Annotated in this window: 15 protein-coding genes; 3 read left to right on the forward strand and 12 right to left on the reverse strand. The window is 59.8% G+C overall.

Annotated elements, in window-relative coordinates:
- The 6 genes from O9X91_RS18920 to O9X91_RS18945 are packed head-to-tail and all read right to left on the reverse strand — an operon-like array spanning position 1 to position 8144.
- Positions 1-1050: a carbohydrate ABC transporter permease gene (locus O9X91_RS18920; protein ID WP_142913080.1), complete on the reverse strand. Its 1050-nt coding sequence runs from the start codon at positions 1048-1050 to the stop codon at positions 1-3.
- A gap of 2 nt (positions 1051-1052) precedes the next feature.
- The gene (locus O9X91_RS18925) at positions 1053-2048 is read right to left on the reverse strand and encodes a carbohydrate ABC transporter permease (RefSeq protein ID WP_269833812.1); all 996 of its coding nucleotides are present in this window, start codon (positions 2046-2048) and stop codon (positions 1053-1055) included.
- 1 nt (position 2049) lies between these two features.
- The gene (locus tag O9X91_RS18930) at positions 2050-3156 is read right to left on the reverse strand and encodes an ABC transporter ATP-binding protein (protein WP_269833813.1); all 1107 of its coding nucleotides are present in this window, start codon (positions 3154-3156) and stop codon (positions 2050-2052) included.
- Complete coding sequence (pglB, locus tag O9X91_RS18935; RefSeq protein WP_269833814.1) at positions 3156-4508, reverse strand: polygalacturonase PglB; 1353 nt, start codon at positions 4506-4508, stop codon at positions 3156-3158. The genes O9X91_RS18930 and pglB overlap by 1 nt, the downstream gene beginning before the upstream one ends.
- A gap of 5 nt (positions 4509-4513) precedes the next feature.
- Positions 4514-5608: a beta-galactosidase BglB gene (gene bglB, locus O9X91_RS18940; protein WP_269833815.1), complete on the reverse strand. Its 1095-nt coding sequence runs from the start codon at positions 5606-5608 to the stop codon at positions 4514-4516.
- A gap of 13 nt (positions 5609-5621) precedes the next feature.
- Positions 5622-8144, reverse strand: coding sequence for a hypothetical protein (locus O9X91_RS18945; RefSeq protein ID WP_269833816.1), 2523 nt, complete (start codon positions 8142-8144; stop codon positions 5622-5624).
- A 194-nt stretch (positions 8145-8338) separates the two neighbouring features.
- On the opposite strand from O9X91_RS18945, the gene O9X91_RS18950 reads away from it, so the two are divergent.
- Both O9X91_RS18950 and O9X91_RS18955 read left to right on the forward strand, forming a co-directional pair.
- Positions 8339-9619, forward strand: a complete 1281-nt coding sequence (locus tag O9X91_RS18950) for an ABC transporter substrate-binding protein (protein WP_077984130.1) — start codon at positions 8339-8341, stop codon at positions 9617-9619.
- A gap of 213 nt (positions 9620-9832) precedes the next feature.
- On the forward strand, positions 9833-11815 hold the full coding sequence (locus O9X91_RS18955; protein WP_269833817.1) for a phosphatase PAP2 family protein: 1983 nt from the start codon (positions 9833-9835) through the stop codon (positions 11813-11815).
- Positions 11816-11974: 159 nt separating this feature from the next.
- Here the strand turns inward: O9X91_RS18955 and O9X91_RS18960 are convergent, their stop codons facing one another.
- The 5 genes from O9X91_RS18960 to O9X91_RS18980 form a co-directional block, all read right to left on the reverse strand.
- Complete coding sequence (locus tag O9X91_RS18960; RefSeq protein ID WP_269833818.1) at positions 11975-13423, reverse strand: alanine/glycine:cation symporter family protein; 1449 nt, start codon at positions 13421-13423, stop codon at positions 11975-11977.
- A 28-nt stretch (positions 13424-13451) separates the two neighbouring features.
- Positions 13452-13805, reverse strand: coding sequence for a GntR family transcriptional regulator (locus O9X91_RS18965; RefSeq protein WP_332909291.1), 354 nt, complete (start codon positions 13803-13805; stop codon positions 13452-13454).
- A 117-nt stretch (positions 13806-13922) separates the two neighbouring features.
- Entirely contained in the window at positions 13923-14498 is a 576-nt protein-coding gene (locus tag O9X91_RS18970; RefSeq protein WP_269833820.1) for a flavin reductase family protein, read from the reverse strand.
- A gap of 11 nt (positions 14499-14509) precedes the next feature.
- Complete coding sequence (gene fdxA / locus O9X91_RS18975) at positions 14510-14845, reverse strand: ferredoxin FdxA (protein WP_077983987.1); 336 nt, start codon at positions 14843-14845, stop codon at positions 14510-14512.
- Positions 14846-14950: 105 nt separating this feature from the next.
- Positions 14951-15550 carry a superoxide dismutase gene (locus tag O9X91_RS18980; protein WP_269833821.1) on the reverse strand — a complete coding sequence of 200 codons (600 nt, stop codon included), beginning with the start codon at positions 15548-15550 and terminating at the stop codon, positions 14951-14953.
- 292 nt (positions 15551-15842) lie between these two features.
- Between O9X91_RS18980 and O9X91_RS18985 the strand changes: the two genes are divergently transcribed.
- Positions 15843-16202, forward strand: coding sequence for a VOC family protein (locus O9X91_RS18985; RefSeq protein ID WP_269833822.1), 360 nt, complete (start codon positions 15843-15845; stop codon positions 16200-16202).
- A 224-nt stretch (positions 16203-16426) separates the two neighbouring features.
- On the opposite strand, the gene O9X91_RS18990 is transcribed toward O9X91_RS18985, so the two are convergent.
- The gene (locus O9X91_RS18990; RefSeq protein WP_077983983.1) at positions 16427-17494 is read right to left on the reverse strand and encodes a linear amide C-N hydrolase; all 1068 of its coding nucleotides are present in this window, start codon (positions 17492-17494) and stop codon (positions 16427-16429) included.
- Positions 17495-17549: the final 55 nt, after the last annotated feature.

Consider the following 17549-nt stretch of genomic DNA (forward strand, 5'->3'; position numbering starts at 1 on the left):
TTATTTCATGCCCGTGCCGGCAATGCCTGTCGTGATGTAGCGCTGCAGGAACAGGAATACGACGGTGACGGGTGCGAGGCTGAGGAAGGTCATGGCCAGAATATAGTGCCATTGCACCGAGAACTCCCCCTGGAAGGCGTTCAGCCCCACCTGCAGCGTGAAGTTTTCACGGCTGCTGAGAACGATCAGCGGCCAGAGGAAGTCGTTCCAGCGCCAGAGCACCGAGAAGATGGCGAGGACCGCAAGCGCCGGGGCCGTCAGCGGCAGGATGATGCGCCAGAATATGCGGAATTCGCTTGCCGCATCGACGCGAGCCGCCTCGATCAGTTCGTCGGGAATGGTCAGCATATATTGCCTGAGCAGGAACACGCCGGTCGGCGTCGCGACCGTCGGGATGATGACGCCCCAGAGATTGTCGACGAGGCCGACGCCGACGATCACGAGATAGGCCGGCACCATGACGACGGTGAGCGGGATCATGAGCGTGGAGATAATCAGCACGAAGATCGCCTTCTCACCGCGGAAACGGTATTTCGACAGCGCAAAGGCGGCCATGGCGTTGACGATCAGCGTCAGGACGGTTGCGACGAAGGTGACGAAGACCGAGTTCTTGAGGAAGGTCAAAAAGCTGAACCGGGTGAGCGGATCGGTAAAGTTCTCCGTCGCAACAGTCAGTTTCTGGACGGGCGTTATTTCGCGGGTATCGACGCTGACGGGCGGGCCGGGATTGGCAGGGTCGACCATCTGGGCTTTCAGGCCGATGCGGCGGATCATGGCCATTTCCCGCTCCATACCGTCGATGGGGGCTTTCCACAGGCTGAGAGGTTTGTCGTAACCCTGGACTTCCACCTGCACGGCGGCGCGCGGCAGAAGGCTCGGCGGAAACCGGGTGATTTCGGCTTCCGGTTTCAGCGATGACATGGCGGCCCAGACGACCGGGATGAGGACGGCAAGCGTGCCGCCGATGAGCCAGACCCAGGAGAGGATATCGGTGAGGCCGATCCGGCCGGGGCGGCGGGTGCGTGTGAGGAAAGAGACGGCGTTGGACATGGTCAGGACTCCATCTTTTTGCCGAGGCGCAACTGCACGAGGGTGAGTGCAAGAAGCACAAGGCCCATCAGAACCGATGCGGCGGATGCCAGGCCGAAGAGCCTCAGATCGCTGCCGAAGGCCATCTGGTAGATATATTGCACCACGAATGTATTGGCCGTGCCCGGTCCGCCGCCATTGGTCAGAACCCATGCTTCATCAAAGATCTGCACGGAGCGGATCATCAAGAGGATGAGCACGACGAGCAGGTTGGGGCCGAGAAGCGGGAGGGTAATGCGCAGGAGGGTGCGCCGGGGTGAGGCGGCGTCGATGGCGGCGGCTTCATAGAGGTCCTTCGGGATGGCCTGAAGGCCGGCGAGCAGGATCAGCGTATAAAAGCCCATGTGGAACCAGACCGAGACCACAACGACGAAGAACCGCGACCAGCCGACATCCAGCAGGAAGATTTCCGGCGGCACGCCGAGCATCTGGAAGAAGGCGTTGAGCAGGCCGTTGCGGTCCAGAAACCATTTCCAGATGAGGCCGATGACGACGGGCGACAGCAGGACCGGGTAAAAGAACATGGCGCGAAAGAAACCGCGCGCGGCAATCGCCCTGTTGAGGATGAGCGCGGTGATGAGTGCGACCAGCAACGTGGCGATGACGTTGAAGCCGACGAACCACAGCGTGTTCCAGATTGCCGTCCAGAACAGCGATTCCCGGCAGCTTCCGGGGTCCATATAGCTCTGGCAATCCAGCAGCTTGCCGAAATTTTCAAAGCCGACGAAGGGGCGGTCTGTAATCAAAAGTTCGGTGCCGCCGGTAAAGGCGTAGCCGACGGCAATCGCAATCGGCAGGAAGGTGAAGATGCCGAAAAGAACGAGGTTCGGCATCAGGAAGATATAGGGCATGCGCCTTTTGCCGATCAGCCGCTCGATGAGATTGAGCGGCACTTCGGCAATCGCCATCACGGCATCGAGCGCGCGGTCGGACAGTCTCGCAAGCTTCGGATTGGCCATGCTAACCTCTCCCTTCGCTGTTCAGGCGCGGCAACGCCAGTTCGGTGGCGGGATCGAAGACATGCACCTTTTCCCGCGCCGGCATGATCGTCAGCACCGAGCCGGAAGCGGGGGCGAAATGGCCCGCCTGATGCACGATGATCTGCTCCTTCTCGCCCTGGAGATTGCCGTAGAGATAGGTCTCGGTGCCGAGGCTTTCGTGATACTGCACCTCGAAGGGCAAGCCGGCATTGTCGGAGACGGTGAAATGCGAGGGGCGGATGCCCGCGAGAACCGCCTGCCCGGAGCTGACGGCTGCCGGATCGACAAGGCAGGGCAGCGACACACCGTAGCCGGCGTCGATGGCGATGCTACCGTCGCTGCCCTTGATGATCGTGCCCTTCAGCATGTTCATGCGCGGCGAACCGAGGAAACCGGCGACGAAGAGATTGCGCGGATTGTCGAAAAGCTCGAGCGGGCTGCCCACCTGCTCGATGCGCCCGGCTCGCAGCACCACGATCTTGTCGGCCATGGTCATGGCTTCCACCTGATCGTGGGTGACATAGATCATCGTCGTCTTGATATCGCGATGCAGGCGGGTGATTTCGGCACGCGTCTGCACGCGCAGCGCCGCATCGAGGTTGGAAAGCGGCTCGTCGAACAGGAAGATATCCGGTTCGCGCACGATGGCGCGACCGATGGCGACACGCTGGCGCTGGCCGCCGGAAAGCTGTTTCGGCTTGCGGTCGAGATAGGGCTCGATGGCGAGCATCCGCGCCGCCTCATTGATGCGGCTTTCGATTTCCGCCCGCTTGAAACGCAGGTTTTCCAGGCCGAAGGCAAGGTTCTTGCGCACGCTCATATGCGGGTAAAGCGCGTAGGACTGGAAGACCATGGCGATCTTGCGCTCGGCCGGGGACAGCGCGCTGACATCGCGCCCGCCAATGCCGATGGTGCCGGAGGTGACGTCCTCGAGACCGGCGATGATGCGCAGCAGCGTCGACTTTCCGCAGCCCGAAGGGCCGACGAAGACGACGAATTCGCCGTTCTCGATCTGAAGATCGATGTCATGCAGCACATGAACGGCGCCGAACGCCTTGTTGAGGTTTTCGAGTTTCAGACTTCCCATCACCTGCTCCCTTCGGGCAAGTTCGTCGTCGCGACGATCTCTTGGCTGTTCCAGCCCTTGGGCAAGGGCGTCGTTCTTTTGATGGCGACATTGCGCGCCGCAAATCCTTCCACGCCGGCAAGATAGACCGCCGGCATTCCGCCGGGATAATCCTCCATTCCGACGATCCTGCCCTCAGCATCCTGCGTCCAGGCATTGGCGCGGCCGGCGGCATGGGGGCTTGGCGCAATATCCGCATTTGTGGGGCGCAGATCGTATTGCAGGCCGGTGCCGAGCTTGCCGGGTTGCTGCGACAGCGTGATGCGCTCCAGTCGGACATTGTGAATGCCGGCCTTCGATGTGGCGACGAGGTTGATCGCCCCTTCCATGGAGCCGCTCAAGTCTTCCACGATCAGATTGTCGACGCTGCCGGCCTGACGCTCCGGGCGGCGGTCGACGACGGTGACGGTGACCGCTTCGCCCGAACCCCAGAAGCCGCCCGGCGTTTCGTGGCATTCGGTCTCGATCCTTGAAAAGCGGATGTTGCGCATTGCGCCGCCATCGCGGGAGAACAGGCCGACGCCGCGATTGGACTGAACGATTTTGCAATCCTCGAACACGACATCGGTGAAATCGCCGAAGGATTCCGTGCCGAGCTTCAGCGCGCAGCTCATGCTGGAAACGGTGCAGCGGCGAACGGTGATATCGGCGCAGGCTCCAACGGCCTTGCCGTCCGGCCCGGCGCTGGTCTTCAGGCAGATGCCGTCATCGGCGGTCGAGATGAAGCAATCCTCGATCAAGGCGCGGCGGCAGGCATCGAGCACAATACCGTCGGTATTCGGCAGGCGGCGGTCGTTTTCGATGCGCAGATTGCGGAAATGAAGGTCTTCGCAATCGACCATATGCAGCGTCCACATCGGCGAACCACTGACGGAGAGGTTTTCAAGGCGCACGTTGCGGCAGCTTTCCAGCACCATCACGCGTGGGCGTTTTTTCGCTGGGACATAGGTGCCCATGGCCTTGTCGTCGCCGACGATGAAGTTTTCACCGCCGGCCTCGATACGGCCGGGACCCGTGACGGCTATATCGCTTGCGCCGTTCGCGATGATCATGCCGCGATCGGAGTCTTCGGCAATCACCGAAACACGGGTCAGCGCGTAAGCGTCGTAGTCTGAAACCGGCACGAGTACCGCATCTTCGGCAAGGTGCAGTTCTACGCCGCTTTTGAGCTGGAGACCGGCGCTGACGTGCCGTCCCGCCGAGAGAGAAACGCGCCCGCCGCCTGCTGATGACGCGGCATTGATAGCCTGCTGGATGGTCGCCGTGGCATCGAGCCCACTGGCCGCAACTGTGATGTCCTGACTGATGTTCATGATGCTCACGATGCCTTTGGCCTTTTCAGAAAAACGTCGATAAGAAGCAGCATGGTCAGTGCCTGCCCATAGGGCGTGGGCAGGTTGGGAATGCGGCGGTAGAAATCGAGATCATGGCCCATCGGCGTGCCGTCGGAGACGCCGTGAACGACGCCTTCGTCATCGATATTGCCGAGCACGGCTTTCAGCGCACGTTCCGCATGGGGACGGTTCTCTTCACCGAGAATGCCGGCCTCGATGCCGCGCAAAATGCCATAGGCGATGCCGGCCGTCGCCGATGTCTCGACCGGTGAGGTCGGGTCATCGAGCAACGTATGGAACATGCCGTCTTCGCGCTGATATTTTCTTAGCGACCGCACCTGGCTTGCCAGCACATTGGCGAGGAAACGCTTGTCTTTCCCCGCAAGCGTCGGCGCCAGTTCGAAGAGTTCGGGAATGGCGACAGTGATCCATGAATTGCCGCGCGCCCAGAAGGCGTCCGCGAAATTATGGCGCCCGTTGAAGGTCCAGCCGTGATACCAGAGCCCGGTGATGGGGTCGGAGAGATACCGCGCATGGATCATGAACTGGTAGACGGCTTCGTCAATCCAGTCCTGACGTTTACAGACCACACCGGCGCGGGCGAGAAACAGACAGGCCATGAACAGTGTGTCGTCCCAGAGCTCACCTTCATTCAGCCGTTCCTTCACGACATGCTGGAAGCCGCCATCTTCGGTTTTTGGCAATTGATGCACCAGCCAGTCGGCCCAGTCCTCCACCAGCGCCCGGAAATCCGGCCGGTCGACATGTTCGGTCAGAATGACGAGCGGCAGCATCGGCGCGGAACTGTTGATCTGGCGCGGCGGCAGGCCACGGTCGATCTGCCAGCCATACCATGTCACGAGGTCGTCCAGTGCCTTCCGGTCGTTGGCGGCGAGCGCCCGCCGCAGGAAGCCGTAAAGACCGACACCCACTTCCCAGTCCCATTCATCGAACTGGATCTTGCCGTCGGAACTGCCGCTGACCAGACCTTCCTGAATGCCTTTGAGGCGGCTGAAGGCGGCGGCGACATTGTCGATGGTCGTCCTGAGAGTGTCTTTTTCCATGCTTGGCTGGTTCATCTGTCAATTCCGCTTAGGAGTAGAAGGGTTTTGCAGCGCTGCCCGAAGCTGGGTCGGCACTGTTGAAGGTGATTTTCGGTTGTGGCTGGTCATGGTCGAAGGCCATGGCCTGTCCGCCGATGGTGAATGCGCCGTCCCAGTTGAGAGTGAGTTCCGGTCCGCCGGGTGGCGTGACTGAGAGCAGCCTGCTTTCGGCATCGAAGGTGATCTTCGTGGCGAGAATTTTCTCGCGGAAACGGGCGAAAGCTTGCGTGTCGCCGCAGCCGATGACACCGACCCAGCCGGCGCGGCGGCCGGGTGATCTGATCTCGCGGTTGGCGGTGGCGCCAGAGGCGACGGGTTCAAGGCCGTTCGTGGCGTAAAGGGCGGCAAAGCCGCGGCCGGAACGGGTGATGAGCCAGTTGCCTTCCACAAGCACCTCCTCCAGCCCGTCGCGGCCGAGATAGGCGTGGGTCCAGTCGTTGCGGTGATCCTCAGTGTCGAAGATCAGCATCGCCAGATCGCGATGTTGCGCCACGCGCGGCAGGATGCCGCTTCCCGCCCAATAGGAGGGGCGCTGGCTGCCCCACGGATCGTCCTCACCGGGATGATTGACCCACAGCCGCGCCATGGGGTGGCCGGAAAGCTTGATGTCCATGACGTGCTGCTGGTGACCCTTGCGGCCGGTCTTGTGATCGACAACGGTGGAAAGCTGGGCGGCCTCGTTCTTGAACAGTACGAGCTTGCCGGGCTCCAGCCCCTGCGCATAACGCGCTTCGACAGCACGGCCGCTTTCCAGCTGGGAGAGGGCGGCAAGATGCGCCGGCGGCAGGTAGTTGCCGCAGCAGAACATCGGTAGCGAGGCGACGCCATTGTTAAGCCAGCCCTGACCGAAGGCGACCTGCGCAAACGGCGCCAGTTCCGTCAGCGGCCCGGCGCGCAGCTCCTTGTCATAAGCCCGCCCTTGCGAACCGGAGGGAACGCCGCCAAGCGTGTGCAGCGCGATCATTTCGAAAATGAGATCGATCTGATAGCGCGCGCGGGCGGCAAGCTCCGGTCCTGCCCAATGTTCGATGGCGAGAAGGCCGATGAAATCTACCGGATAATAGGCAGCGGAGTTCCATTCGGCCAGCCCATGGGCCTCGACGCTGTCGAACCAGCGCTCCAGCCGGTCGGCCGCCAGCGCCGCCTGTTCTTTGCCGGTGCGGCCCGACGCGGCGAAGACGGCATCCGGCAGATATTCGCCGGCCAGCAACTGGCTGGTGTGGAAGCACAGAACATGGTTCTCGCTCCAGAACCACATGACGTCATTGCCCGGTTCGTCCACCCAGTAGCGATAGCCGAGGATCGAGGCATCGATCCGCGCCCGCATCTCTGCCGGCAGGCGGTCACCATAGGCGCGCACCAGCCACAGAAGCGGGATCATGACGAAATCGGAGCAGTCTTCCCGCCGATCAATGGAATGCAGCGTCGCATCGACGATGCCGCCGATCTTCTCGATGTCATCGCTGCCGGTGGCGACCATCGCCAGCGCGCGGCCGATGCGCCAGGCGCCGAAGCGGGCGCTGAAGGAAAGCGCTGCCTTTTTTCGCTCAATGATATCGGCTTTGGATGCTTCCGGCGCGATATCATGCATGAAAGCGGCGTCGATGACGCGCGTTACCGTTCCCGTTTCCGAACCCATGGTGATTTTGACACCGTGATACCCATCCGAAATGCCTGTCGTTTCGGGGATCGTCAGCGAGGCTTGCCCCGCTTTCAGCACCGTATTCACCTCCGCAAGCGTGGCGCGCTCATGGCCATGGCTTTTGACGGTGATATGCACCGGCAGATCGTGCGGAGGCGGCGCCCCGAAGACCAGTTCGAGGGCCGAGCCGGAAAACACGTCCCGCGCCGGGTGAACATCGCGCACCAGCGCAGCAAGGCGCTTCGTCTCCTCGCGGTCGAGCGGCACGGGTAGCACGACGGTCAGCGGCACGGCGTCGACGACCTCAAGCTCGAAGAACCAGATGATGTCGCGCTCCGCCAGATCCTCGCAGAGCAGCAGCACCTCGTTATCGCCGGCCGAAAGATCGAGCGTGATGTCACGGCTGCTTTCGACATTGCGGATGAAGGGTTCGAAACGGACCTGTTCGACGCCGCCGACCCAGATGCGGACGCCACCGCATGTGCGCAGCCGAAAATGCGCCTGTCTTGCAGCTTCGCTGCGGAATGTGCCCTTCAGCCAGCGCTGCACGTGGGTGGGAACATGCCAGAAGCCGGTGAATTCGACGCGGCGGTTGGAGCCTGGCAGGTTGAGGTGCGAAACCGTAAAGCCATTCTCGGGTGCGATATCGCGGTCGATCATGGTCTGCTGGAAGGCCTTGCGGCAGGGCAGGTCGCCCACATCCACGAAACCGTTGATGAAGCGATAGTTCACGCGGTCTTCGGCGGGGGCCGCGGTCCCGGGAAAAGACGTCTCTACCAGATCGGAGACGATCCATGCGGTCACCGTTTCGCCGTTTGCAACGGTATATGTCGGCTGCGACGCGTTCGCCGCAAATGGCCCATCCGTCATAATGGATCGCCTCCCGTCGATCTTTATGAAATTATTTTCACAAAACTGTTTTCGCTCTTTCGCTTCGATTTGTGCGATTTCGCCAAAACAAACAGCTTGACGTTTATTCTGTCAAGTCGCAAAACATTATAAATCGAATTAAGAAGAGGAGCTTCCGTTCGATTTATGAAAATATTTTCATTGGGAGGATGAGCATGATGAAATTGTTTTCGGGCGTCAGCGCCCTCGTAGTGGCCTCAGTCGCCGGTCTTGCGACGGCCCAAGCCGAGACCCGAACGATTACTTTCCTTTTTACGGATGACGACCAGGGGTACGTGCAGCGCATGGCCGATCTCAGCAAGGAGTTCGAGGCTGCCAATCCAGGTGTGAAGATCAATTTCGTGTCTTCGGGTTATGATGCGGTTTCCAAGCAGCTGCCGGTGCAGCTTGCGGTCGGCGAAGGTCCTGATATCGCCAAGATCACCGACTGGCAGCTTGCACCCTATTATCTCGACATGCGCCCTTACATGAAGGATGCGGATGCATTCGCCAAGCTGCACGGTTCGAGCCTCGATCAGCTTCGTCTGCCGAATGTCAACGATCCGCAGTCGATCAATGGTTATATGGCGTCGCAGACGCTGAACCTGCCCTTCGTCAACAAGACGCTGTTCGAGCAGGCGGGCGAACCCTTGCCGGGCCCGACCGCCAAATTCAGCGAGATCGTCGAGGCTTCCGCCCGGGTCGCCAAGGCGACCGGCGTGCAGATCCCCTTCACCATGGATCGGTCCGGCCACCGTTTCTCTGGCGGCGCCTTTTCTTACGGTTCGACCTATGTGAAGGACGGCAAGTTCAGCTTCCCGGATGAGGCGGCCAGGAAATACATCGCCGATATCTATTCTTGGACGCAGAATGGCAGCTTCCCCAAGGAAATGTGGGGTGCGGCTGGCGGTTCGCAGTACAAGAACATGGGCGACGAATTCGTCAACGGCAATGTCGTGACCTATCTGGCCGGTAACTGGATGGTCAATCCGTTCCAGAACAAGATCGGCGACAATTTCGAATGGACGGCGATCAATGCGCCCTGCGGCGATGCCGGATGCTACGCCATGCCCGGCGGCACCGCCATTGTCGGCTTCAAGCGCACCAAATATCCGGAAGATGTGGCGCACTTCATCGAATTTCTCGGCTCCGAAAAGGTGCAGCGGGAAATCGCCGAGAACTACGTCATCCTGACTGGCGCAGAGATCGTCGATCCGCAATACAAGCTGAAGAGCGAAGACGCCAAGGCGGCGATGAGGGTGTTCCTCGACAACAAGAAGAACGTGCCGCAGGCGGCCCGCGATTTCGAACGCGTCAAGGGCGGCAGCGCCATGTATCAGCAGATCGTGCAGCGCATGAGCCAGCTCATCGTCGGCGAATTGACGCTCGACCAGACCTACAAGGTTCTGGAAGACGACGTCGCAAAGATCAACGAGGCGGTTGCGGTCAAGAAATAAGAGCGTCGCTTCGAGATAAAAAGTCGATCTGCCCGGAGCGAGCTTCGGGCAGATCGCGCCGCCATCTGCCGGCCGTTCTCTTACATGCGATCTATGTTGATCAGCATATCGAAAAAAAACTGCAATATGCCCGGCTTAAAGCTGACGGCGCGGTGCGCCGAACCTTTGCGCGCGCCTGCTTTCGTCACGCGTCAAATCACAGGATCCTCCGTCATGGCCAAACTGAAGATGTCGTCCATTCCCTCCGCACGCTCGGCCCTGCTTGCCTCCGTTGCATTGCTGGTACTCGTTTCGAGCGCCGAAGCATACGATAGCAATGCACTGGCAGGTCAGGGTTATACCATCGCGGTGCCTGAGCCGGTCGCCCCCTATCCGCTGCCGCTTGCCGACAATTACCGCAACCAGACCGGCAAGAATGAGAAGGGTGAGGCGGTTCGCGCCTATGACGACCGGGACAATCCGATCATCGAAATCCTCTCCGGTTTCAACCGCATCTGGACGCTTGGCGATGAAAAATGGGCGGATGGCGGTGCCAATGGCGATGGCCCGGCGGATTTCAGCCATGTGCAGATCGTCGATCCCGCTATCTGGCAGGAAAACATGCGTTACGTGCTGTCCGTCACCGGCGAGAACCGCACGCGCGCCGCCGCTTTCGAAGCCTATATGAACGACCGGCGTTCGCAGGGGTACAGCGTCATCGACGGCATGGGGCCGCTTGCCGCCTGGTATCGGGAAGGGGCGGGCGCAACGACGACGATCAATCATACGCGGGCGGATTTCGATCCGAACGAGGTCATCGCTCTCAAGGAAGACGACAAGGGCACCGAGGCGGGTGCTGCCGATAGCGAACTGAAGGATTTCGTCGCCTTCATGAAGGTGATCCGCGGCCCGGAGGGCACGACCTCGCCGGCAAAATATTTCTATTCCTCGCCACGGCCCTGGCGCATGAACGACAAAGGCGAGGTGATCGAGACCGGCAAGGAAACGATTGGTGACCGCAGCTTTGAAGGCTATGAAAGCGATCGTGGCGTCATCGTGCCGGCGCTGAAATACGTGCGTGAAACCCGCGGTCGCGGCAAGGATGGCGGTTTTCCGAGCGGGCACACCAATGCCGCCTATCTGGCCGCCATCGCTTACGCCTATGCGGTGCCGGAGCGCTTTTCCGAATTGCTGACGGCGGCCTCCGAACTCGGCGAGAGCCGCATCGTCGCCGGCATGCATTCGCCGCTCGACGTGATCGGCGGCCGCATCACCGCAACCGCCATGGCCGCCGCCATGTTGCAGGACCCGAAAAATGCCGAGGTGAAGAAAGCCGCGCATGCGGCCTTGCACGCCTATTTCACTAAGCGCCTGCCGCAGGGTCAGTCGCTCATCGATTTCGCCCATGGCGCAAAGCCGGATGTCGACCAATTTGGCGATGCGGCGAAGAACGGGGCGGATTATCGCCGGCGCATGACCTATTCCTTCAGCCGCGACAAGGCCGCAGGCGATGCGCCGATGGTGGTGCCGAAGGGGGCGGAGGTCCTGCTGGAGACACGTCTGCCCTATCTGAATGCCGCCCAGCGCCGCGCCGTGCTGTTTTCCACCGGCATTGAGGCGGGTTATCCGCTGCTGGATGACAGCAATGGCTGGGGCCGTATCAATCTGGTGGCCGCTGCCGGTGGCTACGGCGCGTTTGACGGCGATGTCGAGGTGACGATGGATGCTGCCGCCGGCGGGTTCAATGCGGCGGACACATGGGCGAACGATATTGCCGGGGCAGGGCGTCTCGTCAAATCCGGCAGTGGAGCGCTGACGCTTGGCGGCCATAACAGCTACGGCGGCGGCACGATCGTCCGGGAGGGAACGCTGGTGGCGTCCTCCGCCAATGCGCTGGGAACCGGCGGCGTGCTGGTGAGCGGCGGCAGGCTTTCGCTCGGGGGAGAGAAGCAGGTCGTCATCGGCGGTGACTATCACCAGTCTGGCGGCACGCTGGCGGTCGACCCACAGAAGACTAAGCTTCGGATCAAGGGCAATGCGGTGCTGGATGGCGCAACGCTGAAGCTCGTTTTCGATGGCGGCGCGCCAGTCACGGGCACGCGGCTTGACGTGATCTCCGCCAACGGTCTGACCGGGACATTCGCCACGATAGATGCGGGCAATGTGAAGGTGCGGCCGGTTTATACCGGCTCGGCACTGTCGGTGGTGGTCGAATAAGCCTACGCAAAATATGGTTGGGCGCGGCATGCGCAGCCGCGCCGCTCGCTCTTGACTTTAGGTGCCGTAGGCTAATTGGCCGCCCTACAGGAAATAGCAAACCCGGAGCGGCTGCAGAGCGGTTCCAAATTGCGGACGGATCGCCCGAACGCGAAGCTATCAAGCTTTGGCCGGGGTCACCCCTACCTCTGCAATCGGGGATGAGGAGACCTCGTGCCAGATTTCGGCATCGATCTTCCCGGAGAGTTCCGGATACTTATGTGGATCAAAGACCGGGTTCTTGGACTGTTTCTGTTCGAAGTAGTCGCGTGTCAATTTGATGACCAGTGGCGACAGCAGGCAAATCGCGACGAGGTTGATGGATGCCATCAGGCCCATCGATGCGTCGGCAGCGTCAAAGACCGTGATGGCGCTTTCGTAAGACCCCCAGAGTACCATCAACAGCAGGCCGATACGCGCTGACGTCAAACCAATCTTGTTGTCCAATCCAAGATAGACCAGAGCATTCTCGGCATAGGAATAGTTGCCGAGCACCGAAGTCCAGGCGAAGAAGAAGATCGCGATCGCAATGAAGTAATGCCCTGCACCGCCGATATGGGCAGTCAAGGCAGCCTGCGTTAGTGGCGTACCGGTCAACTCACCGCCCGGCACAAGCACCCCGGACAACACGATCATCAGCCCTGTTGCGGTGCAGATCAATAGCGTATCGATGAAGACGCCAAGCGCCTGCACCATGCCTTGCGAGGAGGGGTGATGTGGATTGGGCGTCGCAGCTGCGGCAATGTTCGGCGCCGAGCCCATGCCGGCCTCGTTTGAGAAGAGGCCACGCTTGACGCCGTTCAGCATTGCGCCGGCAATGCCGCCAACTGCTTGTTCGAAGCCGAACGCGCTCTTAATGATAAGCATGAATGCCGCGGGCACCTCCGCGATGTTGACGATCAGAACGTACAAAGCAACGCCGAGATAGGCGACCGCCATGAAGGGGACTACATATTCTGCGCAACGTGCGATCTGCTTGATCCCGCCAAAAATGACCACACCGGAAATGATGGCAATCACGACACCAACGGCAAGCTTGGGTACCCCGAATGCGCCATTCATCGCCTCGGCGATCGAATTTGCCTGCACCGCGTTGAACACGAGGCCAAAAACCAGGAGCAGGCATACCGCGAAGATTGTCGCTGCCCAGGGGGCGTTCAGGCCGCGAGCGATATAAAATGCTGGGCCGCCGCGATACTCGCCGCTTTGCCCGCGAACCTTGAACAATTGCGCCAGCGTGCTTTCGGCGTAGGCTGTTGCCATGCCCAGTGCTGCCACCAACCACATCCAGAAAAGAGCGCCTGGCCCGCCCAGCGTCATTGCAACCGCAACGCCCGCCAGATTACCTGTGCCGACCCGCGAGGCGAGGCTGGTGCAAAGCGCCTGGAACGGCGTGATGCCAGCTGAATCCGTCTCAGGCGCACGCATGACGACGCGGATAAACTCCGGAAAATGACGTATCTGCAGGCAGCCCAGGCGAAATGTGAAGAACACGCCTACAGCCAGCAATCCGTAGATGAGAACATAGCCCCAAAAAAACGTATTGAGAAATCCTATGATCGACGCCATGCCTGTCTCTCCTGTTTTCGCGGTTGCACTAAAGTTGTCTGCGATGCGTTCGCCGTCGCTTTCGTCCGGCCGATGACGTCAGGTTTTCGGGGGCGTATCTGGAGTGCCCCCCCGCAGATGGAGTTGCGGCGTGTGCTTGATGCGCGCCGTCATCTGGGTTTCGATATCGCTTATGTCGGTGATCATGACGCACGCGCGAGCCGCGTCGCTCCGTAACCAGGCCGCGGGCCTGCAGTCGTGTCAGAGATTGCCGGACGACCGTGCGTGACACATTAAACAAGGTCGCCGGTTCCTGTTCGCCGAGCCGCATTTCAGGTCGCAACCGACCGCAGAAGATCGCGTCGATAATTGTCCGGTCAATGTGCAAGGACAACGGCTCCAATGCTGCTCTTCAGAATGTCTGCCTATAGTTTATGCATCCAAACTGAACTATCACCTTGGAGACAAGAAAGAGCAATAGTTGCGCCAACTTAATTGATTCCCAACAAACGATTTACATTCAAGTTTGGCGCGTGCGAGGAGCGGCCGTGCCGGTATAGGCGCGTTCGCTCCACAGCAGGGCTTTGCGCAAGGGACCGGACATTGCTTCGGTTATGGCACCCACGAACAGGATGTGGTCTGCGGCATCGATGGAACCGACAAGTTCGCAATCCATTGACAGAAGCGCATCGGCAAGTCTGGGGCTTCCTGACGGCCAGACATCCCAGTCTCCGATGCTGAACCGGTCCGGGTGATTTCCCTTGCCCGCAAAGACATCGGCAATCTCCTCCTGCCCTCTGGCGAGCGCCGCAACGGAGAAGCGTCGGCTCGCTGCGATGAGATCGACCATGCGGCTGCTGGCGTCGATGGAGACCATCAGAAGCGGCGGTTCTGCGCTGAGCGGCATGAAGGATGTGATTGTGCGCCCGACCCGTTCGCCAGCGTGGGAAGCCGCAGCCACCGCCACGGTGAAGGCGAGGCCGGCCATTACATCCTTGAATTCACGCGGGGAGATCGTCGGAGAAGAGCACGACTTCAGCGGAATATGCGCATGATTAACCGCACCGCCATCGATCAGCCTGAGATTGTGAGACATGATGTGCCGGGCTACCCGCCCGCTCCTGGATTTTTCGAAAAGATGGACATTTTCGCGGCTGCGCCATTCATGATGTCGGCGTTGTCTGGCGGTGACTTTTTCTGGTGTACTCTTGGCCAGATGCCGGAATAATGGCGATTGAGGTCGAGCCATGCATGCAGTCCGGCTTCGGTATCCGGCCGGATCGCTGCGGCGGGACATTCGCGCTCACATATCCCGCAGTCGATACATTGGTCCGGGTGAATGACGAGCATGTTCTCGCCTTCATAGAAACATTCGACAGGACAGACTTCCACGCAGTCCATGTATTTGCAGGCGATGCAGTTTTCGGTAACGACATAGGGCATGGGAATGCTCGAAGGGAGTTGCAGCCGGACGGCGGCTGTCCGGCTGCGCCTGATCCGGCGGGCCGCTCAAGGGCAGCGGGACCGGTCGGATCGGTGGGGCTCAAATCAAAGGCGGGCCGCGACCGCCTGCCAGTTCACCAGTTTGTCGAGGAAGTTTTCAAGGTAAGCCGGGCGCTTGTTGCGGAAATCGATATAATAGCTGTGTTCCCACACATCGCAGCCAAGAAGGGCCTTTTGCCCGAAGCAGAGCGGATTGACCCCGTTTTCGGTACGGGTGATCTTCAGCGAACCGTCGGTATCCACCACCAGCCACGCCCAGCCCGAACCGAATTGCGAGGCGCCGGCAAGGGCGAAATTCTGCTTGAACAGCGCGACCGAGCCGAAGGACTGCGTCAAGGCCTCTTCCAGCACCTTGGGGATCGCATGGTTTTCCGGCCCCATGATTTCCCAGAAGAGATTGTGGTTCCAGTGCTGGGAGGCATTGTTGAAAATGCCGGATTGCGCCACCGCACCCTTCTCATAGGTGCCACGGACGATCTCTTCGAGGCTGCTGTTTTCCCATTCGGTGCCTGATATCGCCTTGTTGAGATTATCGACATAAGCCTTGTGGTGAAGATCGTGATGGAACTTCAGCGTCTCCTCGGACATGCCCGCGTGGGCAAGCGCATCATGGGCGTAGGGGAGGTCGGGAAGCTGGAAAGCCATGGGTGTTCCTTTGTCACTGTTTGCTCAAGAGCATGTAAAAAGCCTTGCGAAAACAAGGTGACAGTACTTCTAGGACCTCAACCATGGTTCAGGTCAAGAGGTTTTTTGAAAGGCCATGCGACGCTGACGCGCAAGCGGGAAGAAAGCGCTTTTGGATCCGGTAGAGCGGCTTCGGCAGAGCAGAGCCACTATGCAACACCGGTCTTAATGGCCTCTACGACTGCCGTTCTGCTTGATATTTTGGGGGCGACTGCGCAGCATGCCTTCCGTTGTCGATGAGAGGGAGTAAGTCATGGCCAGAGTCGTTGGAATTGGTGGCGTATTCTTCAGAGCAGCAGATGCTGCCGGTCTGGCCGAATGGTATGAAAAACATCTCGGCATCGATGATCTGCATAAATCCGTGTGGCATCAGGAGGCTGGGTTGACGATTTTTGGGCCTTTCGCCAGAAATAGCGAATATTTTGGTCGTGCTGAACAGCAATGGATGATCAATTTCCGGGTGGATGATCTCGATGCTTTTATCGCGAAGCTGACGGCAGACGGCGTCGAGGTTGAAACCCGCGCCGAATGGGATTCGGAGGTGGGGCGCTTCGCAAGGATACATGATCCGGAAGGTAATCCGGTGGAATTGTGGGAGCCCGCTCGGAGCTGACGATATTTGTGCCCCGCACGGATATGACTGGAAGGTGAGTGATTTCTCTCGCGCCAGGGTTGATGCCGGATCGATGGCCGCGCTGTTTCGATATGGGCTTTCCGAGGAGAGCGGTCGCTCAGATTGGGATAAACACAATTCTGACCGACAGATTCTGATCTCTGTCCGGCGCGTCATGCCTTCTCAATCAATTGCTCATATGCCTTGCGGCACGATCGGCGCCCTCAAAGCCCAAGGAACTTGAAGGGTTTGGTGTCCTTCAGGCTCTCATTCGCCATACCCGAATAAATATGGATCTGATTGGGGCCGAGATCGAGTTTCTTGACCGCACCGGTTTCTTTCGAGAGATCGAGTTTCGTCATGTCGATCCAGAAGATATTCGGCGTCAGAGCCGATTCGAAGAAATAGAGTTTGCGTTTGTGATCAATCACCGTGCGCCAGCGGGTTGAGGAAATATTCGGCTGGTCCGGTGTGGTGATGCCGTAAGGAACGGAGACGTTGCGGATCACGCTGAAGACGCTGGCGATGGCTTCGACAGGGTTCTCGCTCTTGGGAATGGCGTTGGCGTAGAAAGAGGCGCGGGCGAACCGGTCCGATGCGCGGTTGGTGCCCGGCAGCATGACAGTGCCGCCGATCTGCTGCCAATATTCGTTGAGTGCCAGCTGGTGGTCGAAGGTCGGCGAATTGGTCATCACCTGATACTGACGCCCGTGATGGATGACCTGCTTGCCATCGATATATTCAACGATCGCGCTGTCGCCGCTCGCATCCGAAAGGGAAAGGTGCAACGTTGCCAGACGCTCTTCGCCGGGCACATTGTCGGTCACGATTGTGAAGGGGTTTTTCTCGAGTGCAGCGACGGCCTCTTCCACCGTCGCGAAATTGTCGAGCACGTATTGCGCCCAGGCCGCGATGGACAGGCCCGGCGATTTGCCGTCATAGGCGGGATAGCTCGACTCAACCAGCCAGAGGACGTTCGCAGCAAGCCCCGCCTCATTCATGCCGTCGGTCGTCGAAATATCATAACCGGAAGCAATGACGCTACCGTATTTCGAGGTCCATTTGACCGAATTTGGTCCGGCCTCGCCGGAGCGCTCCATGCCGCGGGGGAAGACCCAGATGTTGGTTCCGACATCCGTTTTCCAATCCATCGACCGGGCCGTCATCACCTGATCATTTTCGCCGAGATAGACGAACCGCGTGCAGGCCTGCGCGACAGAGGTTGTGAGCGTCGCGATGGAAAAGATCGCGGCGGTGCAGGCGGAAAAAAACGGAAGGGTGTTCAGGCGCATGGGAACGTCTCCGGTTCTCGCGGTACCAATACAGCGTAAGATAGAAAATCGGACT

The organism is Agrobacterium salinitolerans, assembly GCF_027498475.1.
GTDB lineage: Bacteria > Pseudomonadota > Alphaproteobacteria > Rhizobiales > Rhizobiaceae > Agrobacterium > Agrobacterium salinitolerans.